The sequence below is a fragment of the Clostridium sp. BJN0013 genome (assembly GCF_040939125.1).
Classification (GTDB): Bacteria; Bacillota; Clostridia; order Clostridiales; family Clostridiaceae; genus Clostridium_B.
Genome location: NZ_CP162495.1, coordinates 247,360 through 270,616 on the forward strand (window position 1 = coordinate 247,360; position 23,257 = coordinate 270,616).

Below are 23,257 nucleotides of genomic sequence, written 5' to 3' on the forward strand. Positions count from 1 at the left end.
TTTTGTAAGTATAATTATAAAAAACAAATCGGTAGGTGATAAAATGGCCACATCAATTAAAGACGTTGCTAAGGAGGCAGGAGTTTCTATAGCTACAGTTTCCAGAGTACTCAATGATGTAGATGTTGTAAATGAGGAAACTAAAAAGAAGGTTTTAGCAGCTATTAAAAAACTAGGATACAGACCTAATATAGTAGCAAGAAGTCTTAAAACCCAAAAAACAAGAACTATAGGAATAATAATTCCTGATATATCCAATCAATTTTATCCTGAGATTGTAAGAGGAGCTGAGGATGTAGCAAATATATATGATTATAATATAATGCTGTGTAATACTGATTTGGATATAGAAAAGGAAACGGAATATTTAAAAGTTTTAAAAGAAAAAATGTCAGATGGAGTTTTATATATGAGTAATTCTTTGGAAGAGGATATGTTAAATCTTATAAAACAGCTTCAGATTCCAATGGTATTGGTAGAGACTACTAATGATAAAGAGGATATTCCTAGTGTAACTATTGATAATGAAAAGGCAGCATATGATGGAGTGACTTATTTAATAAATAAAGGGAATAAAAAAGTAGCCTATATAGGTGCCAGTGAAGATATGGCTAATGCAAGTGCAGTAAGGTATAAAGGATATAAAAAAGCTCTTGAGGAAAATAATTTAAAAGTTGATAAAGATAGGACTTATTTTAGTAATCTGAAAGCAAAAGATGGATATGAGGGTATAAATAAAATACTAGATAAGGTAGAGGTGGATTCAATATTTTGCAGCAGTGATGAAATTGCTATGGGAGCCATAAACGCGCTAAGGGACAGGGGTATCAAAGTACCTGAAGATGTAGATGTTATGGGGTTTGATAATATATATTCAGCGTCTATATTTTATCCTAAATTGACTACTGTAGCTCAGCCTATTTATGACATGGGCTCTGTGGGTATGAGAATGCTTATAAAATTAATAAACAATCAGAAAATGGATAATACAAATTATGTATTACCTCATCAACTAATTGAAAGAGACTCTTGTAAAAAATAATATACAAAATTAAGTGTAGTTGGTTTTGATAAACTTAGTACTAACACTGTTTATAGAAAATTAATACAAAAATTCCGGGATATAATATATAATAGAGTATAAATAAAATACATATTTTTCGTGGGAAAGGAACGTATGATGATAGAAAGAATAATTGATGTAGTTATTTTTGTCCTGGACAAAACAGGTTATGTAGGTACATTCATAGCTATGGCCTTAGAAAGTGCCTGTATACCTATCCCAAGTGAAGCTATATTACCTTTTGGGGGATATTTAAGCTTTACAGGAAGATTAAATTTAACTCTTGTTATAATTTTTGGAACGCTTGGAGGAACAGCAGGTTCCATAGGGGCGTATTATATTGGTAAAATAGGGGGAAGACCTTTAGTTGAAAAATATGCTGATAAGCTTAGGCTATCGAAGTCCCATATTGAAAAAAGTGATTATTACTTTAATAAATATGGAGAAAAAATAGTATTTTATTCCAGGCTTTTACCTATAATTAGAACATTTATTTCTCTTCCTGCAGGTATAAGTAAAATGGATGTTAAAAAATTTACCATATATACTTTATTAGGATCGACTATATGGAGTATAATTTTAGGATACGCTGGTTATAAAATGGGAGAAAATTGGACTATTATACGTGAATGGTTTCACTTTGCAGATATAGCCTTAGTGATTTTAATAGTTGCATTTATTCTTTATAAGTTTATATCTAAAAAGGTGCAGACAGAAAATTCATAGGCATGTGTCTAAATATCATTTGATTAAAAAAATATTAATGTTACTTTGAAAGACCAGCAATTAATTTGCTGGTCTTTCAAAGTAATATATGAATAAGGCATGAAATTCGTATTTAAAGCTTTCTTACCTCTTTTCATAAGGCCGTCCTCCCTTAGCATTTCATATTTTAACTTGTTCATCACAGAATTTCTACATATCCTTCTTTTCCATTTATCCTTATTTTCTGTCCGTCTTTAATCAATTTTGTAGCATTCTCCACGCTTACCACTGCAGGTAAGCCATATTCTCTTGCAACGACAGCCCCGTGGGTCATCATCCCCCCTACTTCGGTAACCAAGCCCTTAATCGATACAAATAGCGGAGTCCAACTAGGATCAGTAAATGTTGTGACCAAAATATCTCCTTTCTCTATATTGGCATCCTCCATTTTTAAAACAACTCTTGCACGTCCTTCCACAACACCTGAGGAAACAGGTACTCCTGCTAATGCTCCATGAGGTATGCTGCTGGTATCATATTCACCAGATATAATCTCTCCTTCAGATGTTATCACACGAGGAGGTGTAAGCTTTTCAAAGATTTCATATTCTTCTTTCCTCTTAATTATAATACTGTAATCCAGCCTATTTGTTTTAACAACATTCCTAAGTTCATCAAAAGTCAGGTAATATATATCCTCTTTATGACCTATTATACCTTTATAAACTAAAATATCAGCTTCTTTCATTAACGCCTGTTTGATAATCCAATCAAACCATATGAGGATATATTTATTGAATTCACGGTAACCAGCATAGTTACGTAAAACACTGATTGCTTTTTTGGCCTTCTTGGCTTTTCTTTTTCCACCAGGCAATTTCTCAAGGCTACTTAGGATTTCCTGCTCCTTCTGCTTTGCGTCCTTCAGTCCCTGTTCAAACTTAATACTGTGTGCATTTGGTCCAAAAGCTTTGATATTACTTAGAATAGCAGGAACAAGTATGGTTGACCTTTCATTCCATCTCGTTCTTGTTATATCAATTTCCGCAGAACAACGCATACCATATTTCTTAAGATATGCTTTAATTGAATTAGTAACAGCCAAGCCACCTTCTAGTTTGCTTAAATCTTTAAAAAAAGTAGCTTCTTTCGGCTGCTGGAAATATTCAATCACTTCTGGATATTGCCTGACAACATCCGCTACATCCAAAAGCTCAAGTCCCATTTCAGATGTAACATTATTAGATACAGATTGAGCAAGGATATCAGCTGCATTTTTTTTACCCAGCCATTTTTGAATATTCTTGTTTATCCAATAAGAGGCATAGGCTCCCGCAAAAACCACTCCATAGCTATCAAAAATAGTATCCATTATTTGCTTCATACTCTTTAGAATAAAATCAAACAGTTTATCTCCCGAAACTTTAGCAATACTTTGCTCCATTTCCAGCATCAGAGCCTTATTATTATTCATTAGTCTTTCCACTATAGCTGGATCGTTTGCCCTATAGTCTTTTATGGTAAGGTTTAACCATTTCAGCCACATTGATTTTGGAGGCATGACTGTCTTTCCCTTATACAGAGTTTTCATAAAATTCTTTCTTTTCGTCAGATTAATAATAGCACTCTTCATTAGAACATCCACCGTATCAAGACCTTTTATAAATGTCATCCTGCCAAAGGGTGAAGAAATCTCACGAGATACATCTATATAAAGTCTTCCACCCATCTCACTCATGACGCCGCTGATCATCTGTTTGAATAAAGTCTGGAAAAGAGACATTCCCAGTGGCCTCATGGCTTCGGTCATCATCTGCCGGTGTCCAAATGAGATATATACATGATTCTTCCCATCCTTAGTTTCCGGAGGTATAGGATATAATGTAGTGATAGGGCGACTTTGAACAATATAGAATTTATCTTCATAAAAGCACCATTCTATATCTTGTGGACATCCAAAATACGCCTCAATCTTTCTACCCATACTCTCTAGTTGCAAAATCTGATCATCCGGAAGTGTTTGCTTATTCTGCTGTGTAGCTTCAATCTCTTGCTCCTTTGTGCCGCCTGTCTCTAGTGCATATATGGCCGATTTCTTGGTGGATATCTTTTTATCTAGTATACTGCCTTGCCGCACTTTATAGATATCTGGATTTACTAGACCGGATACGAGAGCCTCCCCGAGCCCAAAGCTTGCATCAATGGATACAACCTTTCTGTTGGAGGTAACAGGATCTGCAGTAAACATTATTCCTGAAGCCTGTGGAAAAACCATCTTCTGTATTACTACAGATAGATAAACTTTGCGGTGGTCAAAATCATTTTGTATACGATAAATTACTGCTCTGTCTGTGTAAAGTGATGCCCAGCACTTTTTGATATACTTCAGTATGTTATCTTTTCCCATAATATTCAGATAGGTATCCTGCTGACCTGCAAAGGAAGCCAGGGGCAAATCCTCTGCTGTGGCACTTGAGCGCACGGCATAGGCATTTTTTTCCCCAAGCTTTAAAATATATTGTGATACCTCTTTTGCAATATCCTTTGAAATGTCCATACTTTCTATAACCCCGCGAATTTTTTTGCTGAGCTGGCCGATTTTTCCCCTGTCATCTACCTTTAAAAGGGATAATTTATCAATTAATACATTAAATTCGGGATTGTTGTCAACAATTCTTTTATATGCTTCAGTAGTTATGCAAAAACCATCTGGAACGGCTATTCCCTTAATTTTGGACAATTCTCCAAGATTGGCACCTTTGCCTCCTACTACCGGAAGTTTTGATTTATCAATTTCTTGAAAACCTAACACATATGAACTCATATATATTCCTCCTCGTATAATATAGTTGTACCAATCAATAGAGATTAGATCATCTCTACTAACGGATATTTATAAATATAAATTAATTATTGTTCGTACATCTCAAGTTCCGTTCTGGAAATTGCAATATCCTTTAGTAAGTCTAAAAATAATAAGAGTGTATCTTCCACAAGGGTAACTTGATTAATAGTTAAATCATTGTATAATATCTTCTGAATAGAGGTTAGATGTTTAGCTGGTTGAGTTTCTTCCCTTGCGGAAGAATTACTCGTGTCACAAACGAGGTTGTTAGCTCACTGTTAGGTATGGATACTCTGTTCTATCTTCAAAAATATATGAAAAGGAGATATTTACAATGTCAAAATTTTTTAATTTACCTGTAGTAGGTATCGATGTTTCTGCTGATTATTCTATGGTTGCAATACTAGCCCCTGATGGAGCAGTTTATAGAAAGGCTTTCAAGATAATGCACACTTCTGATGGTTTCTCTTATCTTCTCAAAGAAATGAGAAAAGTGGAAAAAGAGTTCTCCATGAAACCATCACTTTTCATGGAATCAACTGGTGTTTACCATTTAACTCTTTTCCACTTCCTAAAGAATAACGAATTAGAAACTTTCGTTATAAATCCTCTTATTACTAATAGTAACAAAAATTTAGGAATAAGAAAAGTGAAAAATGATAAAATGGATGCCTTAACTATTGCAAACATAGCAAAATTTCAAAATATAAAAATGTCTGATTATTTAGATATCCCAATATTTGCTGTAAGATCACTTTGTCGTGATTACTACAGCCTTATAGATAACCGTTCCCAGTTCAAGAAAAAGTTATCTTCTGATCTTAGAACGTTTTTTCCTGGATATCATAATGTTTTTTCTGACGTAGCTGGTGTTACTTCATTAGCAGTTTTAAGTAAATTTTCATCCCCTAAAGCAATTGTTGATGCACCAAAAGATGATTTAATTGCTTTACTAAAGGAAAATTCTTGTAAATCAATTGACTGGTGTACAAACACATATAACAAACTTTTAAACGCTGCACTAAGTGCTGTACAAATAGGAATAACCAATAATTCCTTTAAAGTAACTATAGGCATAAATATAAAGCTTTTAAACATCATTAATGAACAAATTGAAACTCTAGTAAATGAAATAGAATCAGCAGTTAAAAATGACTCAACACCTGCTTCATTTAAGAACAACATAGCATTGCTTCTTTCTTTCAAAGGTATAGGCTTTATTACAGCTGTAACCATAATGAGTGAAATAGGCGATCCTACAAGGTTCAAGCATCCAAAAGAAATGGTTGCTTTCTTTGGAATTGACCCTTCAGTTAGTCAATCCGGGAAATTTAATAGTGACCAAAATAAAATGTCCAAGCGTGGTACACGCTTTGGTAGAAGAGCACTTTATGCTGCTGCTCTTGCATCAATAAGAAAATCCAAAACTGGTAAACCAATTAACAGTGTTCTTTACCAGTATCGCAATAAAAACTTAAATGGTAAGAAGAAGAAAGTTGCTCTTTGTGCAATTATGCACAAACTTGTAAAGTACATATTTGCAGTTCTTAGAGATCAAAAGCCTTATGAAATTCGTGAACCAAAACTGCACAACCAAATGTATGTTACTAATTTTTCAAGATCAGTTTCTTAACCACTTAGACAAATTAATTATGGTCCAAATTGGATAAATTATTTCCAATTTAGTTTTAGTAAAAATTTGCCATAGTTCGTATTTTTTTATGGTTTGTTTGCCATGCTCTTTTTTGCTCTTAAATTTAGTAAATAAATTTTTTAAATTAACTATTGACTTTTACTAGCTGGTCTTATAAAAATTGTTTTTAAGTAAATCCATGCATTCCTCAAATTCTTTTAAAAAGCCTTCATAATCAATCTCTGTCTTACTTGATAATTGATTCATATACCCATCAGTAAGCCAGAGAAGCATTTTCATAACCAGCTTTGGATCAATACCTTCTTTAAATTTTGAACAGTCCATACCATCAAAAGCAATTTTGTTTCTGAAACCCTCTCCTTTCGCTAAAATGCTTCTTATGTCTTCTTTTACTTTCTCATCATTTTCAAAATACATACTTGTTAAAAAGGCCGGAATTGCATTATGTTTTCTCATAATCGCAATTTCAATATTAGATGAAAGTTTAATTCTTTCAAAGAAATCAGTAATGGTATAATCAAATTTTTCATTAACTTCCTTCGTAATAATATTGCCGCATAGCTCAATTAAATAAAGATATAAGGCTTTCTTTGTACCGAAGTAATGAAATACCATTGCTTTTGAAATTCCCGCAGCAGCAGCAATGTCGCTTACGGAGGTTTTCTTATAACCATTGGCAGCAAAAGATTTAAGTGCAGCATCTATAATTGTCTTTTGTTTCTTTACAGGCAAATTAAAAAATTTTTCCATAGAACTCACCCCACAAAGTTTACCGACCGAATCGGTTCACGATGATATAATTATATTACTATAAACCAATCCGGTCAATAATATTTTCACGAATAATTTTAATCATTATATTTTATTTAATAACTATTCTAAATAACCATCTTAAGCTCTTTTCTATATTTAGACATTATGAAAAAATATTGTCGCAGATATCTGAATTTTGTTTAACGAATTTTTTGAAATTTTTTCTAAATGGTGGTATAATTTAACATAAAAGTAAATATAATTATTGTTTGCCATTATAGGAGGGGAATTATGAATTATAGGGATAAGGTAAAAAGGATATTTTATTACTTGCTAAATTTAAAAGAACTAAATCAAAAATGCATAAAGAATATTTATGATTGTGATAAGTTATACTGGGAAGAAGAATTTTGCCACACACCCAATAGTGAATCTTGGGTAGAAATAAATAAGAATAATAATAAGCTATACAGAGAATTTTTTAACTTATATCAAGAAAATGAAAAAAATGGAGAGAACTTTGAGATAGTTTTTGGGCACGGATTAATAGTATGGAAGCTAGAAAACGATAAAATTATTTATCCAGTTTTAACAACTAGGATGAAAATAGAGTTTAATAAGATAAAAGGAAATTTTATGCTAATTCCTTCTGCTAAAACTACTTTGGAGACTTTTCTATTTGAAGATTTAAAACAATGTGATGTGGCTAATATTTTTAAGTTGGAAGATAAAGTGAATGAGAGTAATTTAGATCCTAAAAATATGGGGGAAATTGAGAATATATTTTTAGAGTTACTTTCTAATATAGATACTAGGGGAGTGGTTAATAAAAATAAATTTTCAAGGAAAAAAATTAATTTTGAAGAATTTCCGGTTATCTATAATACTTCTGTTATTTTAGCAAGAAAAAATAGTATGAAATTATGGGAAATTGAAATTAATAATATAATAAAAGGAATAGATAATGGGTGTAAAATACCTGAAACTATTAAAGCTTTAGTAGATGAAAAAGATATAAATTATAGTGAAGAGGATATAAATCAGTGGAGAAATGTTGGACAAGACTTACTTTTTCCATTACCGGCAAACTCAGATCAAAAGGAAATAATAAAACGTATATCAGAAAATTATGGGGTAGTTGTACAGGGACCTCCAGGTACCGGTAAAAGTCATACTATAATAAATTTAATATGTCATCTTCTTGCCTATGGGAAAAGGGTATTAGTAACAAGCCAGACAAGCAGGGCGCTTAAAGTGTTAACGGAAAAAATACCTGATGAAATAAAACCATTGTGTATCAGTATATTAGGTAATGATGCTAACTCTTTAAATAACCTTAATGAATCTATAAGAAAAATAACAGATAATTTATCTGAAGATCCTGAATTGATGTATAGTGATATTAAAATACTAGAACGAAAATTGAATCATTGCAGAAAAAATCAACAGATTTTATATGAAAAGCTTAAGCATGTAGAAAAATTAGAAAACTACAGTGTAAATTACAAAGGGAAAAATTATGATACTATGTATATGGCAAAATGGGTAAAAGATAATAAGGACAAGTATAATTGGATAAATGATAGAGTAGATATTAATGAAAATATACCTATTTCAGAAAAAGAGTTTGAGTTATTAATTTATTTGTTAAGAGAATTAGATAAAACTGAAAAATGCCGTTTTGATAGCATAAAAAATATAGTAACCAGGCTACCTGATGAAGAGGAATTTTGTGAAAAAATAGAAGAATACAAACAATTAACTATGGAATATGAAAAATGCATTGAAACAGTAGAGGGATGGCATATACCTTATAATGACAGATGTGATTATGATAAACTATTAGAATTAATTGAAGAGTGTAAAAATAAAATTTCATATCTTGGAGAAGGTATGTGGGGAAACATGATGTATAATTATTACAATAGCAATATAACAAAGGAAGCACTTAAGGATTTACTATATAAAAGCAATAACTATATATTAATGCTTGGTAGGATTAGAAATCAACTTAGAAATCACAAGGTGGAAATTCCTAAAGATATTAATATGGACAAGTTTATAGAAAAGTTTAATGTATTATACAATGCTTTAAATGATAATGGGAAAATAAGCAAATTTTTTATTATGCTTCATTCAGAATATAACTATATATTGGACAATTGTAAGATAGATGGTAAGCCTTTAAAAACTATGAACCAAGCTATGACAGTTAAGCTCTATACACAGCAGGAACAAATATTCAAAGAATTAAAAGCTATTTGGAATAACACTGTAAAAGATTATGGTGGGAAAATAATAAGCTCCAATCTAAAAGAAGCTGACCTTATTTCTATTGAAAAAAATTTAGAACATTTGAGCGAAATTGTAAATTGGGATGCGAAGTATAAAAAACGTATTATGGAAAGTTTTGGGAGAATATCAATTCCTCCATATATTAATTGGCATAAAAAAGAAACTTATGAGTATTTAATTAAATGTGTAAAAGCCATAAAAAATATAAATAAATATAATCAGGCTAAAGCGTATATAGAAGTATTTAAGAAGACAATAAATAATTCAGAAAGATTAAAAGGTCTTTATAAAGCTATAGAAGAGCTTAATACGGATAAGGTTAAAAAGACATTAGAAAGATTGAAAGAAATGAGTGCTATAAAAAATAAATCTGCCAAGATAGATGAGTTATTAAGCAGAATAAGTAAAGTATGTCCCAACACTGCTGAAAATATAATGGACAATTGGAATTTAGCAGGAGAGAAATTTAAAGATTGGGAACAAGCATGGAGATGGGCTCAATGGAATAGTTTCCTGAGTGATATGTATAGTTTAAATTCAGAAGCCTTAGAAGAAAGTATAGAAGAAGAAAAAAATAAGGAAAAGGTAATTATAAAGGATATAGTTTCAAAAAAAACCTGGTATAATGAAATACGTCAAACTACTGAAAATCAAAAAAGAAGTTTATTTTCATGGCTGCAGGCAGTAAAGAGAATTGGCAAGGGCCGAGGTAAAATGGTACCTGAATATAGAAAAATAGCTCAAAATGAAATGGAGAAATGTAAAGAAGTAATTCCAGTATGGATTATGCCTCTAAATAGAATTATTGAGAATGTAAAGTTGTCTAAAAATATGTTTGATGTAATAATATTTGATGAAAGCAGTCAAAGTGATATATTCTCATTATGTGCACTTATGAGAGCCAAAAGGGCAGTAATAGTAGGAGATGACAAACAGATAAGTCCGGAAACTGTTGGAATTGATCAAAGTAACATATATGACTTAATAGATAAATATCTAAAAGATATACCTCAAAAAGAATGGTTTGATCTTCAAACGAGTCTTTATGATACAGCTCTTAGAGTATTTCCAAGCAGATTAATGTTAAAAGAGCATTTTAGATGTATTCCTGAAATAATAAATTTTAGCAATGATTTAAGTTATTCTGGGGAAATAATACCTTTAAGGTATCCTAAGAACTGTGAGAAATTTTATCCTCCTATAAACACTATTAAAGTCAACGATGGAGCAAGAGATCCTGTTAAGCCTATTAATGTAAAAGAAGCAAAGTGTCTGGTGGAGAAGGTCGTATCTTGTTGTAATGATACCAAATATTCTGATATGACTATGGGGGTTATATCTTTACTTGGAGAAGCTCAAGGGCATCTAATAGCAGGCATGCTCAGGGAAAAGATAGGCGTAGAAGAAATGATAAAAAGAAAGCTGATATGCGGGGATGCCTATTCTTTCCAGGGAGATGAAAGGGATATAATGTTCTTGTCTATGGTAATTTCAAATGATGTAAAATTTGCTCCTCTTATGAGAGAAAATGATATTAGAAGATTTAATGTAGCAGCTAGCAGAGCTAGAAATCAAATGTGGTTATTTCATTCAGTAGAATTAGAAGATTTAAATGTAGAATGTGCACGTTATTATCTTTTAAACTATTGTTTAAATTATGATAAATATTATGCCAATAATAAAAATGTAGATTATATATTCCAATCTAGGTTCCAAAAAGATATCTATAATATTATAAAAAATAAAGGATATAATGTAATACCAGATGTAAAAATAGGCAAATATAAAATAGATTTTATAGTAGAAGGATCTAGAAATAGAGTAGCTATTATATGTGATGGAGATATGTCTTCAGAGAAATATAATTGGAAGGAGAATATAGAGAGACAATTGGATTTAGAAAGGGTGGGGTGGATATTTTATAGGATTAGAGGAAGTGAATTTTATTATAATCCAGAAAGAGTTATGAATAAATTATGGGAAAAATTAAGTGATATAGGAATAGAGCAGTATAAAACAGAAGAAATTGATGCCAAAAATCTCAGAGTAGTATAGAGTTATTTACAAAAATTATAGTTTTGTACTGTATTTTTCAAAGAAATGTCTGGTTAATTATAAAGTGAAAAGTGTTTCAAAAGTATTTTTGGAATGCTTTTTTCTAATGACATACTTTAGGATTCAATTACCATATTACATTTCACACTTATAACAATCTATACATAGTATAAAGCATAGCAAGCATTTTTGGAGTGAAGTTATTGTTATATGCGCTAATTCTTGCAGGTGGTAAAGGAACAAGATTATTTCCATTATCAAGGGCTAAAAATCCTAAACAGTTTCTAAAAATTATAAATAATAAAAGTTTTTTAAGAAATACTGTAGATAGAATTAAGCCTTTAGTCAATGAAAAAAAAATATATATAATTACTAATAAAGAATATATAGATAAAGTTCAAGAAGAACTTCCGGATATAAATGAAGAGAATATATTTGCAGAACCGGAAAACAAGGAAACTGCTACATGTATAGGATTTTCTGCAGTAAAATTGTTAAAAAAAGACCCTGCTGCTACTATGATAATTTTACCATCGGATCATTATATAGAAAATGAGAAATTATTTATAGATACTATTTTTCAAGCAGTAGAAATAGCAGAAAGAAGAAAAGGGCTTGTAACTATGGGAATTAAACCTTCCAGACCTGAAACAGGGTATGGCTATATAAATATGGGAGAAAGGATAAATGCTAGAATTGCTACCTTTAAAGTAGAAAGATTCCTAGAAAAACCTAATTTAGAGGTTGCCAAAGATTTGATATTTAAAGGTACTTATCTATGGAACAGTGGTATATTTGTGTGGAGAGCAGATGTATTTTTGCGAGAAATGCAAAAATATCTTCCTAAAATGTATAAGTGTATGCTTTCAATATATAAAAATTTGGATACAGAACAAGAAGAAAAAGTAATAAAGGAACAATATAGTCTTATAGATGGAATATCTGTAGACTTTGGAGTAATGCAAAAAACTAGGAAAGCTTATGTAATTAAATGTGAGTTCTTATGGGATGATATAGGAACTTTTAATGCTTTAGGAAGATTTCTCAAGGATTTTAATGGTAATAGTGTAAAGGGCAATGCAGTATTGGAATCCAGTGAAAGCTGCACTGTATATGGAGATGATAAGCTTATTATAGTATTTGGAGTAAAAGATTTAATAGTAGTAGACTGTAAAGATGTACTTTTAATCATGGATAAGAATAAAGATCAAGAGATAAAATATTTAGTCGATGTTCTAAAAAATAGAAATGATTTAAAAAAGTATTTATAATAAAAGTCTGAATATGTTCTCTAAGTTTTGGAAATAAATGTAAATATGTTTTATGCAAATTTAAGTAGATTTTGTTACATTTATTATCTCTTTTTAAATGATTTAATTAAATTCAATTTATTTTTTCTGGTCATCTTTTTTATAATATATTCTCTATGTAGAGCATCTTTTTTGGAATTATATTTCTCAAAATATACAAGTTGCACAGGGAGCCTACCTTTAGTGTATTTGGCTCCTTTTTTGTTGTTATGAGCTTGTATCCTTTTTTCTAAATTATTAGTATAACCTGTGTATAATGTTTCATCACTACATTTTACTATATAAACGTAATCCATATACAATTCACTTTCTTAAATTCATTTTATAGATACATAAGGATTATCTTCTATATAAAATCTCCAGAGGTAATCTGCTGCATCCCCTGCATAGTCTACACCTATTCTTTTTGCACTTTTTATTTTAAAGTTTTTAAAGTCATCATCTTCAATGTAGAGATTACTACTATAAAGATCTTTTTTATTTTGGTTCTTATCTATAAGTAGTGCTTTACATAATTTACCAGGGCCATTGGTCAAGTTTTTTATTTCATTCTTATTTAAATAGACAAATTTTTTTTTATATCTGTTAAAAGATATCTCATCTATACAATGAAGAGGCTCTATAGCTCTTACAAGTACTGCTTCGGGTATGCCTTCATCTTCAGTTACAATATTAAAACAATGATACATACCGTATATCATATATACATATGAAAATCCGCAGGGACCATACATTACTTCTGTTCTTTTTGTTCTCTTATTCATATAAGAATGGGCAGCTTTATCTTTAATTCCCTTATAAGCTTCTGTTTCAACTATTCTACCAGATAATTTTTTACCTTTTATTTCATGAACCAATATTTTTCCCAGAAGATTTTTGGCAATTGATAACGTATCCTTACTGTAAAAGTTCCGATGTAATCTTTTCAACAATAACACAATCCTTTAATATTTAAATTTAATAATAATTATATATGAATAAGATATTTTGTCAAACCGCAGTAGTAATTAAATATATTACTAGTAAATGGATTAATGGTCGCTTTATAGAATAAAAATTAATTTATTGAATATATATCAAATAATAGAGAAATACTAGATGGAAATAGTTTCATAAAATGATTGGGAGGAATAGCATATGAAAACCACTGAAATCTTGGAAAAAACGGCTAAAGATGCTTTGGTTAAAACAGGCATAGAATTGCTTAATAGAAATCCTGAGGAAAATATTGACAGACTATTTACTCTTATTAAAAAAGCAATAAAAAAAGATGAAGATAATTTAACTAAAATTCAAAAGGTGGAAGAATTATATAAAACCAATCCTACAGTTCATGAACTTGTTATAAATATTATTAAAGATTCAAATAAGAAATGCAAAAATAAATTTTTTGCAAATTTTTTTGGAAATGCAGTTTGGTATGGAATGCCAAAGAGAAAAAAATTTTTTAACGAAAAGGGTACAAAGATACCTTTTACTATTCTTATAAGTCCATCTATGAGATGTAATTTGAGATGTAAAGGATGTTATGCTTCCAGCTATAGTAAGAAAGATGATATTCCAGAAAAAGAAGTAGATAGAATTATCAAAGAAGCTAGAACACTTGGAATCTATTTCTTTGTAATTCTTGGAGGAGAGCCCTTTATAAATGATTATATGCTGAACATATATAAAAAATATAATGACTGTATGTTCGTACCTTTTTCAAATGGCACACTTTTTAATGAAAAGTTAGCAGATAAGATAAAAGAACTTGGCAATGTTCTTCCTATGTTTTCTCTTGAAGGGTTTGAAAAAGAAACTGATATGAGAAGAGGAAAAGGTGTATTTAATTCAGTTATGAATGCTATGGATCTCTTAAAAGACAGGGGAGTTTTATTTGGAGTATCTACTGCCGTTAGCAGATATAATATAAATAAGGTGATATCAAATGAATTTATAGATATGCTTGTACAAAAAGGAGCAAAAATGGGATGGTATTTTATATTTATGCCAGTAGGTAGAGAACCTGATATAAATTTAATGCTTACTCCTAAACAAAGAATATATCTAGGAGAGAGAATACGGGAAATAAGAAATACAAAACCATATTTTGTTATAGACTTTTTTAATGATGCACCATATGTGGGAGGATGCATTGCAGGGAAATATTATTGTCACATAAATTCCAAAGAGGATGTAGAACCTTGTATATTTGCTCATTTTTCAGTAGATAATTTAAAGGGGAAAAAACTTGTGGATGTATTTAATTCAAACTTTTTTAAAGAGCTTAGACATAGACAGCCTTATAATTCTAATTTGTTATTACCTTGTATGATGATTGATAATACAGATGAAATTAGAAATATTGCGGAGAAAACAGGAGCAAGGCCTACAGACGAAGGAGCAGAGATGATGCTTCAAGATTTAGAATTTCAAGAAAAACTTAGTAAAATATCACAGGAATTTAAGCCCTATGCGCAAAAAGCATGGGAAGAAAACTTCAAATCTCAAGGCAATTATAAGATGTCTAAAGGTTAAATATTATATTCAAGTACGTCTTCCAAATAACATATTGAAAGATAAAATTATATTTGTTAGTATAAAATATATATATTAAGTTTAAATAATAGGAGAATTTTTATGAAGATATACAGAAGAATAGTATCATTTTTAATACTGGCAGTTATTATAGTATTATCATTTTTTTATTATAATCAAAAAGAAAATGGGGAAACAAGTAAAGAAGCATTAAAAGGAAAGATTGAAATTATCACTGATGAAATTCATAAGCCCCAGTTAAAATTAGCTGCAGATAGGTTTAAGTTATTACATGAGAAGGTTAATATAGATATTATAGTATTAAATGATATAGAAAATAATGTTAAATCTATATTAAATAATTCTCAATATGATGCAGATATAATAACGGTAAATGATAGTTATATAAAATATGTGCTTTCTGAAAATACAGGTAAGTTTTTAGAAGTTACAAACCTGATTAATCCCTATAAGAGTATACTGTTAAATAATAAAATTAATAATAATAGTATAAAAGGAAAAGTGTATGCTATGCCTTGGGATACTTATCCTAAAGCTGTAATATATAGAAAAGACATATTTTTAGATCAAGGTATAGATGCAGAAACTATAAAAACCTGGAGTGATTATATAGAGGTAGGTAGAAAGATAAATAAAAATACGGGAAAGATATTTGCAGCTAATGCTTTAGATGGTAATAGTGATATATATTTACTACTTGCCAATCAATTAGGGACTAGCTATTTTAATGAAAAAGGAGAATTAGATTTTCAATCTTCAAATTGGAGTAGGTTGGTTGAAGTAATTAAGATTTTATATGGAGAAGGATTAATTAAAGATTTTAATTCTAAAAATGAAATTGTGGCTAAAGCACAAACAAATGAAATAGTTTCATTTATAGGTGATCCTGTTTATGTTATAGATTTAATGAAGTATTCCCAAAATTCAGATAAGTGGGGAATAATAAAGTTACCAGCTTTTGAGTCAGGTGGAAATAGGGATGTGTCCCTGGGAGGAGTAAATTTGCTTATAAACAAAAACACATCATCATCTAATCTAGTACAGGAATTTATAAAATTTACGCTTACAGATGATAAATTGCAAATGGATTTGTTAAATCAATATGGTAGATTTCCAGTAAATATGAATGTGTATAATTTTGTAGATTTTAATAAGAATGTTTCCTATTTTAATAACGAGATATGGAATTTATTTGCCAGCATAGAAACAGGAGCTTTTAGTATAAATTACACTAAAGAATTTCCAAAAGTAAGGAAAATAACAGAGAATACCCTAACTAGTTATAACATAAAAATTCAAGATTTTAAAACTATAGTTGAAAGTATAGAAAGTTCTGTAAAGCACAAGTAGAACTTATCTAGGAGTAGAGCGGTACTTATCTCTCATTTTGAATGATTTTGGGATATTAATATAGCAGTAGCCTTCAGATAAAATTATTTTAAAATAAGTGCTATAAAACGTTTACAAAATTTTAAATTTAAGGTATAATAAACATAGGGATTAATCATATAGGGAATTTTAACATATAAGCAAAGCCTTTTAACTAGGAGCGTAAATAGTTAAAGGGTTTTGCTTATATCAAGTAAGTTTATTACAGCCTTCAGATAAATTTCTTATTTGTTTAAAACTTTCTTGTAAACTTCAATGGTTTTTTCAGAGGTTTTTTCCCAAGAAAATTTAGCTGCTTGTTTTAGGGCCTTTGAGCTTAATTCTTTCCTTATATTGACGTCATTAATTAAAGCTTCCATAGAATACATAAAGCTTTCCATATCAAAGGGATTTATAAGAATCCCACCATCTCCTACCACTTCTGGAATGGATGAAATATTGGAAGCTATTACAGGAGTACCGCAACTCATAGCTTCCAGGGGAGGAAGTCCAAAACCTTCATATAAAGATGGATATATGAATATATCACAGGCATTATAAAAAAGAGGCATCATTTTTTCTTCTACAAATCCTGTAAATTTAATATTTTTATCTATGTTCAAATCTGTACTTAAATTTTTTAACATATTAGAATCATCTTTATTAGAACCTACAATTATCAAATCATAATCTCTATCTAATTTTTTATGAATTTTAGAAAAGGCAGTAATTAATGAAGATACATTCTTTCTTGGGCTGAAGCCTCCTATATAGAGGATAAATGGATTCTCTATGTCATAATTAAGATGTAATTTATATCTACATTTATCTTTATCTAAGGGTTTATATTTTTTATCTGCAGCTAAAGGAGTCACAAATATTTTGTCTTCATTTATGGGGAAAAATTTTAGGATGTCTTTTTTTGAACAATCGGAAACAGTTATTATCCCATCAACTGAACTAATAATTTTAGGCATTTCCTTCAAAAATTTTGATAAATATCCTTTTCCCACTGTTTCAGGAAGTATATAAGGTATCAAGTCATGGATGGTGACTACTTTTTTACATCCTATATTTTCGGATATGCCAATACCGTTTTGAGGAATATGGTATATATCTACGTTTTCTTTTCTTAAATTTACTGGAAAGTAGTACTGCTCGAAAAATCTATGTTGCCTTTTAGAGGCCATTATTATTTTAGTATTTTCTTGCTGTAATTTATCATAATTACTACCTGACCAGTATATGTGATAAAAATTTTCTTTATGATTTCTTATTATATATTTTAATATTTTACTGGTATAAGTTCCTATACCGGTACCATTATACCAGTTAGCTCCCCTTGCGTCTATGGCAATTTTCATTATTCATACCTCCACATTCCAGTAACTTTAAAGTAATTGAGATTGTTATATTACATATTATTAACATTACTATAAAAAGGTGACCATAACTTTTAGATTAAGATTCAAGTAAACTTCTTTTATCACATACATATATGATTAGTCATATACTACATATATAATAATTTTTGGAGGAAAAGCTTTTGGATATATTAAAAGTTCGAGAGTATGTTGAAGATGCTTATGATCTCCATATTGAATTTATAGAAAAAATAAAAAGTATATATAGAATTCATACTAACTGTAATGAATACTGTTTAAAGGTAATAAATTATGACTATGGGCACTTCTTATTTATAATTTCTGCTATAAAGCATCTCCAAAATAAAAAATTCAGAAGTATACCTAAAATAATCAAGACTAAGGATGAGAAAGACTATATGAAAATGGAAAATTCTTATGCTTATTTGTGTGAATGGATTACCTCTAGAGAGTGTAATTATGATAATCCTTTAGATATTTTGGTAGCAACCTCTAAGCTGGGAGAGTTGCACAAAAAAAGCTGTAATTTTAAAGTTACTAAAGATATGAATCCAAGAATAGGATGGTTTAAATGGATAAACACCTTTAAGCATCGTCAAGAGGAAATGATGAATTTTAAAAAAGTAATACTGGGAAAAGAATCTAAGGGAGAATTTGATATATTATATCTAAATTATATTGATGAGGAGATCAAATTGGCAGAAAAGTCTATAAAGCATTTAAAGAAGACCAATTATATAGATAATATGAAAAAAGAAATGGAAAATATGGGATTTTGTCACCATGATTATGCAAATCACAATATTTTAATAGATGTTAAGGGAGAAGTTAATATAATAGATTTTGATTATTGTATATTGGATACTCACCTACATGATCTCTCAAGTTTGCTTCTAAGGAGAATGAAGAATGGAAGATGGAATATGAATAATGCACTTTTTATTATTGATACTTATAATTCCATAAATGACGTAAAAGAAGAGGATATACTTATTATGGCTGCTTTTATGGAATTTCCTCAAGATTTTTGGCAACTTGGAATACAGTATTACATGGAAAAGCAGCCTTGGGGAAAAGATTTTTTTATAAAAAAATTAAAGAAGATACTTAAAGATAAAGAAGAAAAATTAGATTTTATAGATGAATTTAGAAATTGGAAATACAATTAAAACATTTAAGGGGGAATTAATTCATGTCACATAAAAAATCTCATGGTAAAAATGAAGAAGAAATTGAAAATAAAGATTTAGGTTATTATGATAATAAAGTGGAAAGTCTTAAAAAGACTGTTAAACATTTAGAAAAAATCAATAAAAGAAAAAAAGAAGTTATGAAACTTGAAAAGAAGAGGAGACGGATGTTAAAGGAAATGAAGAAGAAACACAGATAGGATAGTGACAGTATAGGGGTGAGGTGGTTTAAAGGTGTATAGTGACAATGTTGAATTGTGTTTTGTAGAATATTTAAAATCAAAAGGAATATACGTAGTAAAGCAATTCAATAGGGATTTAAAACAAGAACACTTAACTTTAGATAGAATAAAAGAACAAATATCTATAATAAGTGAATTTCATAAGAAAACTTTAGGTTATACAGGAGTTATGAATAAGCGTCTAGATAATAATATAGGAAAAGTAGTAGAACGCTATAAGATATATATAAAGAAATTAAAAAAGTATTTAGAACAGATATCCAGTTACAAAAACAGAAGTAATTTTGAAGAAAAACTAAATAAAGTGGGAGAAGGATATTTAATTAGGGCTCAAAAATGTATGGACAATTTATATAAAAATAATTATATAGAGTTGATACTTAGAAGTATGAGTAGGGTAGAAATGTGTCTTACAGACACTTATTTCGATAATTTAAGGAAAGTAAAAGATATACAAATAATAAATATAAAAGATTGTTGCTATAATATGGTTGAAGTGGATTTAGTATATTTTTTAAACAAGATAAAAAGAAAAGGTATAGATATAGATTTTAGTGAACTTATAAAAATTTTTTGTATTGAAGAATCCTTAGATGATAATAGTGTGCAATTTATATTATCTATAATATCTTATCCCTATCAATTCATGAAATGTTGCAATAGGTATAGATATAATACAAAAAATTGGACAGAAGATGAATATTTACTTAGATTAGATAAATCCATTAATGAGGATGGAGAAAGTTTAATTTAAATAATAGTTAATAGGAGGCTTTCAGATTGATAGATAGATATGGTGAAAAAAAATATTTAACTGGATATGATCTATGTGTAGAACTTTTCGATAGATTTGATTTAAAAGTATATGATGTAATACCTATTAGAAAAGTATATATGGTTTCTTCGGATAAGGGTAAGAAAATATTTAAGAAATTAGAGTATACTTTGGATGAGTTAAAATTTATAAATGAACTTTTAACTTATGTAAGAAGCAAATTTTCCAGAGTGGTCAATTTTGTAAAAAATAAAGATGGAGATATATATACCATATGGAATGGAGATATGTATTGCATAATGGATGTAGTTTATGGTAAGGAATGCAATTTTAGTAATCCTGTAGATTTGAGTATTGCAGCTGAAGGGTTGGGAGAATTTCATCTTGCATCTGAAGGTTTTAAGACAGATGTACGGAATAAATATAATAATGGAAAACTTATTGATACCTTTAATCGGAGAATTCAAGAAATGGAGTTTTTTCAAAATATAGCACATATACATGAAAAGAAAACGGAATTTGATGAAATATTTATAAAGAATTCAAACTACTATATAGAACAAATAAAGAAAAGTGAAAGTATGCTTGAAGAATCTTATTATTATAAGTTATGTAGTGAGGAGGACAAAATAGTAGTATGTCACCATGATTTAGCTTACCATAACATATTAATAAATAATAATGAAGCTTATTTTGTAGATTTTGATTATGCCATTATAGATCTCAAAGTACATGATTTATGTAATTTTATAAATAAAGTCATTAAAAATTTTGCTTTTGATATAGAAAAGGCAAAGCTGATAATAGATAATTATTGTAATAAGAATACATTAAGCAATAGGGAATTAGAAGTATTATATGCTATGCTAAATTTTCCTAATGATTTTTATACTATATCTAGGGACTATTATACTAAGCGAAAAGATTGGAAGGAAGAAATATTCTTAGATAGGTTAAAAAGAAAAATCAGATATAAAGAGGATAGAGAAGAATTCTTAGAAGAATTTAGAAATAAAATTTTAAATAAAATATAAGATCATATTTGGTGTTATTAAAATAAAAAATATACCCATCCAAGTAGTGTAAAGCTTATTTTGATGGGTATATTTTTTATTGATTTAGATTCTGTTTATGCCGCCTGATCGTTTGGTTGTATAGCTTCTAAAATTCCAATCTGTTCAGGAGGGCCACCATCTCATGTTATGGTGCTGGTACAATCTTCTACTGTAGAATTATAAGTGTAGCCCGTGATGCTTCCCACCGATTCAGAACCTCCGGTAATAATCCCAGTAGTGGGACAATCTTTAATTGCAAAAGAAGAAGGAATTGGCTCAGTGGAACTCTCTTTACTGCCGCTTACTAGTCCGCTGACCCAGGTTGTGTTGTCTGACAGGTTAATGGTAATATTGGAAGCAGTTTGTTATTGAAATGGGTATGTCCCCTGACCTACGGACGGTAAAAAGGTGCTATTAGGATAGAAAAAGAAGATTATACATAAGTTAAATAAGTTACCAATGGAAAAGTGTAAAGAAATATAGCCAAGCTCTAAAATATAAGTTAAATTTATAGCAACTTATAAAATTTGTTTATATATTATATTTTCTTGGTTGGCATATGTCAATATATAGTGTTTGGTCTATTTTAGTCGCCGTACATTCTTAACCAAACCTTCTTCTTTTCTTTCAGCAGGCATATCTGACTTACAGAACCCTGAGCTATGATTAGTAAAATGAGAGATAGGAAGCAACAAGAAAAACCACAAAAGCATAGTTTTTAAGCAGTTGCCCAATGTTTTATACGATTGTATGGAATAGGCTAGATCTTTTGAAATTGGCACAGAAAATACTATTTTTTACCCGCAATTTTGTTATATATGTTTATAGTGTTTTTAGCAGTTTTCTTCCAACTTAGTTCGGAAGCTCTTTTGATACCAGAAGATATCAATTTATTTTTAAGAGTATTATCTAATAGTACGTTTAACATAGCGTGACATAAATCAGTTTTATTTAAGGGATCTATAAGCAGGGCACCTTTACCAACTACTTCAGGAAGAGATGTAGTATTTGAAGTTATTACAGGTACGCCACAGGCCATAGCTTCTATAGGAGGAAGTCCGAATCCCTCATAAAAAGAAGGATATACAAATAATTTAGCTGCATTATATATATAAGGAAGATGTTCTATGGAAATAAAACCAGGAAATAAAACTCTGTCAGATATATTTAGTTTTTCAGTATGTTCTTTATAAGTGCTATAAGATTCACCTCTTTTGCCAGCTATTACTAAAGATAGAGGTTTTTTATATAAAGTTATAAGCTTATTAAAGCTGTCAATAAGTCCTAATATATTTTTACGAGGGCTAAATCCACCTACATAAAGTATATAATCTTCAGTGATGGAGTAGTATTTTTTAGCTACATATTTACTTACTCTTTTATCCATAGGTTTGTATATATCTTCACTAGCTAAATGAGTAACATATATTTTATTTTCAGGAAAGTTAAAAGATTTAACTATATCTTTTTTAGAAAAATTAGAAACTGTAATAATACCATCACATAGAGGTACTATTTTAGGTATATATTCTGAAAAAATTTTAAGATATCTATTGCTTACAGTTTCAGGCATTCTATATGGGATCACATCATGAAGTGTTATTATGAATCTACAATTTTTATCAATAGGAAGTCCAACTCCGTTTTGAGGCACGTGATATAAATCTATTTTATTGTTTTTTATTATATTAGGTATAATAATTTCTTCCCAGAAATTAATTTTATCATTTTGCGGGGCACTGTCTAATTTGAAATTTTTTTTAAGATACATATCATTTCTAAAGCTTTCAGGCATGAAAAGTAAATAATTATTTATATTATCCATATTATTTAAACATTTTATTAATTGATAAGTATAAGTTCCTATGCCAGTACCCCTGTACCATTTGGCAGCACGTCCATCAATGCCTATTCTCATAAAATTGTCCCTCTCTAAATTAATATATTTCATTATATTAATTTGAAGTTAAAAATGTTAATGTTCTTCTAAATTAATTTGGGTGTTCATATAAATATATAGG

Annotated in this window: 19 protein-coding genes; 12 read left to right on the forward strand and 7 right to left on the reverse strand. The window is 29.5% G+C overall.

Annotation, left to right across the window (positions count from 1 at the left end):
• Positions 1-43 precede the first annotated feature (43 nt).
• Together AB3K27_RS01450 and AB3K27_RS01455 are read left to right on the forward strand one after the other, a co-directional pair.
• A complete protein-coding gene (locus AB3K27_RS01450; protein ID WP_368489497.1) occupies positions 44-1,042 on the forward strand; it encodes a LacI family DNA-binding transcriptional regulator in 999 nt (332 codons plus the stop codon).
• A 138-nt stretch (positions 1,043-1,180) separates the two neighbouring features.
• Positions 1,181-1,789, forward strand: coding sequence for a DedA family protein (locus AB3K27_RS01455; RefSeq protein WP_368491143.1), 609 nt, complete (start codon positions 1,181-1,183; stop codon positions 1,787-1,789).
• A 178-nt stretch (positions 1,790-1,967) separates the two neighbouring features.
• Here the strand turns inward: AB3K27_RS01455 and ppsA are convergent, their stop codons facing one another.
• Positions 1,968-4,592, reverse strand: coding sequence for a phosphoenolpyruvate synthase (gene ppsA, locus AB3K27_RS01460; protein WP_368489498.1), 2,625 nt, complete (start codon positions 4,590-4,592; stop codon positions 1,968-1,970).
• Between the two features lie 355 nt (positions 4,593-4,947).
• Between ppsA and AB3K27_RS01465 the strand changes: the two genes are divergently transcribed.
• On the forward strand, positions 4,948-6,246 hold the full coding sequence (locus AB3K27_RS01465; RefSeq protein ID WP_368487541.1) for an IS110 family transposase: 1,299 nt from the start codon (positions 4,948-4,950) through the stop codon (positions 6,244-6,246).
• 162 nt (positions 6,247-6,408) lie between these two features.
• Here the strand turns inward: AB3K27_RS01465 and AB3K27_RS01470 are convergent, their stop codons facing one another.
• A complete protein-coding gene (locus tag AB3K27_RS01470) occupies positions 6,409-7,017 on the reverse strand; it encodes a TetR/AcrR family transcriptional regulator (RefSeq protein WP_368489499.1) in 609 nt (202 codons plus the stop codon).
• 294 nt (positions 7,018-7,311) lie between these two features.
• Here AB3K27_RS01470 and AB3K27_RS01475 point away from each other — a divergent pair, with 294 nt between their 5' ends.
• Positions 7,312-11,370, forward strand: coding sequence for an AAA domain-containing protein (locus AB3K27_RS01475; RefSeq protein ID WP_368489500.1), 4,059 nt, complete (start codon positions 7,312-7,314; stop codon positions 11,368-11,370).
• 203 nt (positions 11,371-11,573) lie between these two features.
• Complete coding sequence (locus tag AB3K27_RS01480) at positions 11,574-12,641, forward strand: mannose-1-phosphate guanylyltransferase (RefSeq protein WP_368489501.1); 1,068 nt, start codon at positions 11,574-11,576, stop codon at positions 12,639-12,641.
• 83 nt (positions 12,642-12,724) lie between these two features.
• Here AB3K27_RS01480 and AB3K27_RS01485 read toward each other — a convergent pair whose 3' ends face one another.
• Positions 12,725-12,976 (reverse strand): GIY-YIG nuclease family protein, encoded by a 252-nt coding sequence (locus AB3K27_RS01485; protein WP_368489502.1) that lies wholly within the window; start codon positions 12,974-12,976, stop codon positions 12,725-12,727.
• 21 nt (positions 12,977-12,997) lie between these two features.
• Positions 12,998-13,609 carry a DNA-3-methyladenine glycosylase gene (locus AB3K27_RS01490; protein WP_368489503.1) on the reverse strand — a complete coding sequence of 204 codons (612 nt, stop codon included), beginning with the start codon at positions 13,607-13,609 and terminating at the stop codon, positions 12,998-13,000.
• A gap of 208 nt (positions 13,610-13,817) precedes the next feature.
• Here AB3K27_RS01490 and AB3K27_RS01495 point away from each other — a divergent pair, with 208 nt between their 5' ends.
• Entirely contained in the window at positions 13,818-15,200 is a 1,383-nt protein-coding gene (locus AB3K27_RS01495; protein WP_368489504.1) for a radical SAM protein, read from the forward strand.
• Between the two features lie 102 nt (positions 15,201-15,302).
• The gene (locus AB3K27_RS01500; RefSeq protein ID WP_368489505.1) at positions 15,303-16,571 is read left to right on the forward strand and encodes an ABC transporter substrate-binding protein; all 1,269 of its coding nucleotides are present in this window, start codon (positions 15,303-15,305) and stop codon (positions 16,569-16,571) included.
• A 263-nt stretch (positions 16,572-16,834) separates the two neighbouring features.
• On the opposite strand, the gene AB3K27_RS01505 is transcribed toward AB3K27_RS01500, so the two are convergent.
• Positions 16,835-17,953: a glycosyltransferase family 4 protein gene (locus AB3K27_RS01505; RefSeq protein WP_368489506.1), complete on the reverse strand. Its 1,119-nt coding sequence runs from the start codon at positions 17,951-17,953 to the stop codon at positions 16,835-16,837.
• Positions 17,954-18,135: 182 nt separating this feature from the next.
• On the opposite strand from AB3K27_RS01505, the gene AB3K27_RS01510 reads away from it, so the two are divergent.
• Genes AB3K27_RS01510 through AB3K27_RS01525 form a run of 4 tightly spaced genes read left to right on the forward strand, consistent with a single transcriptional unit; the run spans position 18,136 to position 21,215 of the window.
• Complete coding sequence (locus AB3K27_RS01510; RefSeq protein ID WP_368489507.1) at positions 18,136-19,143, forward strand: CotS family spore coat protein; 1,008 nt, start codon at positions 18,136-18,138, stop codon at positions 19,141-19,143.
• A gap of 23 nt (positions 19,144-19,166) precedes the next feature.
• Positions 19,167-19,364, forward strand: a complete 198-nt coding sequence (locus tag AB3K27_RS01515) for a hypothetical protein (protein WP_368489508.1) — start codon at positions 19,167-19,169, stop codon at positions 19,362-19,364.
• A gap of 34 nt (positions 19,365-19,398) precedes the next feature.
• Entirely contained in the window at positions 19,399-20,160 is a 762-nt protein-coding gene (locus AB3K27_RS01520; protein ID WP_368489509.1) for a spore coat protein, read from the forward strand.
• 26 nt (positions 20,161-20,186) lie between these two features.
• A complete protein-coding gene (locus tag AB3K27_RS01525; RefSeq protein ID WP_368489510.1) occupies positions 20,187-21,215 on the forward strand; it encodes a CotS family spore coat protein in 1,029 nt (342 codons plus the stop codon).
• 161 nt (positions 21,216-21,376) lie between these two features.
• Here the strand turns inward: AB3K27_RS01525 and AB3K27_RS01530 are convergent, their stop codons facing one another.
• On the reverse strand, positions 21,377-21,442 hold the full coding sequence (locus AB3K27_RS01530; RefSeq protein WP_368491144.1) for a GLUG motif-containing protein: 66 nt from the start codon (positions 21,440-21,442) through the stop codon (positions 21,377-21,379).
• Here AB3K27_RS01530 and AB3K27_RS01535 point away from each other — a divergent pair.
• The gene (locus AB3K27_RS01535) at positions 21,432-21,608 is read left to right on the forward strand and encodes a hypothetical protein (RefSeq protein ID WP_368489511.1); all 177 of its coding nucleotides are present in this window, start codon (positions 21,432-21,434) and stop codon (positions 21,606-21,608) included. The genes AB3K27_RS01530 and AB3K27_RS01535 overlap by 11 nt on opposite strands.
• A 418-nt stretch (positions 21,609-22,026) precedes the next feature.
• Here the strand turns inward: AB3K27_RS01535 and AB3K27_RS01540 are convergent, their stop codons facing one another.
• The gene (locus tag AB3K27_RS01540; protein ID WP_368489512.1) at positions 22,027-23,154 is read right to left on the reverse strand and encodes a glycosyltransferase family 4 protein; all 1,128 of its coding nucleotides are present in this window, start codon (positions 23,152-23,154) and stop codon (positions 22,027-22,029) included.
• Positions 23,155-23,257 lie beyond the last annotated feature (103 nt).

Coding starts and splice junctions, on each gene's coding strand:
- AB3K27_RS01470 (WP_368489499.1), bottom strand. CDS start 7,017: ATGGAAAAATTTTTTAATTTGCCTGTAAAGAAACAAAAGACAATTATA.
- AB3K27_RS01535 (WP_368489511.1), top strand. CDS start 21,432: ATGCTTCCCACCGATTCAGAACCTCCGGTAATAATCCCAGTAGTGGGA.
- AB3K27_RS01455 (WP_368491143.1), top strand. CDS start 1,181: ATGATAGAAAGAATAATTGATGTAGTTATTTTTGTCCTGGACAAAACA.
- AB3K27_RS01505 (WP_368489506.1), bottom strand. CDS start 17,953: ATGAAAATTGCCATAGACGCAAGGGGAGCTAACTGGTATAATGGTACC.
- AB3K27_RS01540 (WP_368489512.1), bottom strand. CDS start 23,154: ATGAGAATAGGCATTGATGGACGTGCTGCCAAATGGTACAGGGGTACT.
- AB3K27_RS01465 (WP_368487541.1), top strand. CDS start 4,948: ATGTCAAAATTTTTTAATTTACCTGTAGTAGGTATCGATGTTTCTGCT.
- ppsA (WP_368489498.1), bottom strand. CDS start 4,592: ATGAGTTCATATGTGTTAGGTTTTCAAGAAATTGATAAATCAAAACTT.
- AB3K27_RS01475 (WP_368489500.1), top strand. CDS start 7,312: ATGAATTATAGGGATAAGGTAAAAAGGATATTTTATTACTTGCTAAAT.
- AB3K27_RS01500 (WP_368489505.1), top strand. CDS start 15,303: ATGAAGATATACAGAAGAATAGTATCATTTTTAATACTGGCAGTTATT.
- AB3K27_RS01485 (WP_368489502.1), bottom strand. CDS start 12,976: ATGGATTACGTTTATATAGTAAAATGTAGTGATGAAACATTATACACA.
- AB3K27_RS01515 (WP_368489508.1), top strand. CDS start 19,167: ATGTCACATAAAAAATCTCATGGTAAAAATGAAGAAGAAATTGAAAAT.
- AB3K27_RS01495 (WP_368489504.1), top strand. CDS start 13,818: ATGAAAACCACTGAAATCTTGGAAAAAACGGCTAAAGATGCTTTGGTT.
- AB3K27_RS01450 (WP_368489497.1), top strand. CDS start 44: ATGGCCACATCAATTAAAGACGTTGCTAAGGAGGCAGGAGTTTCTATA.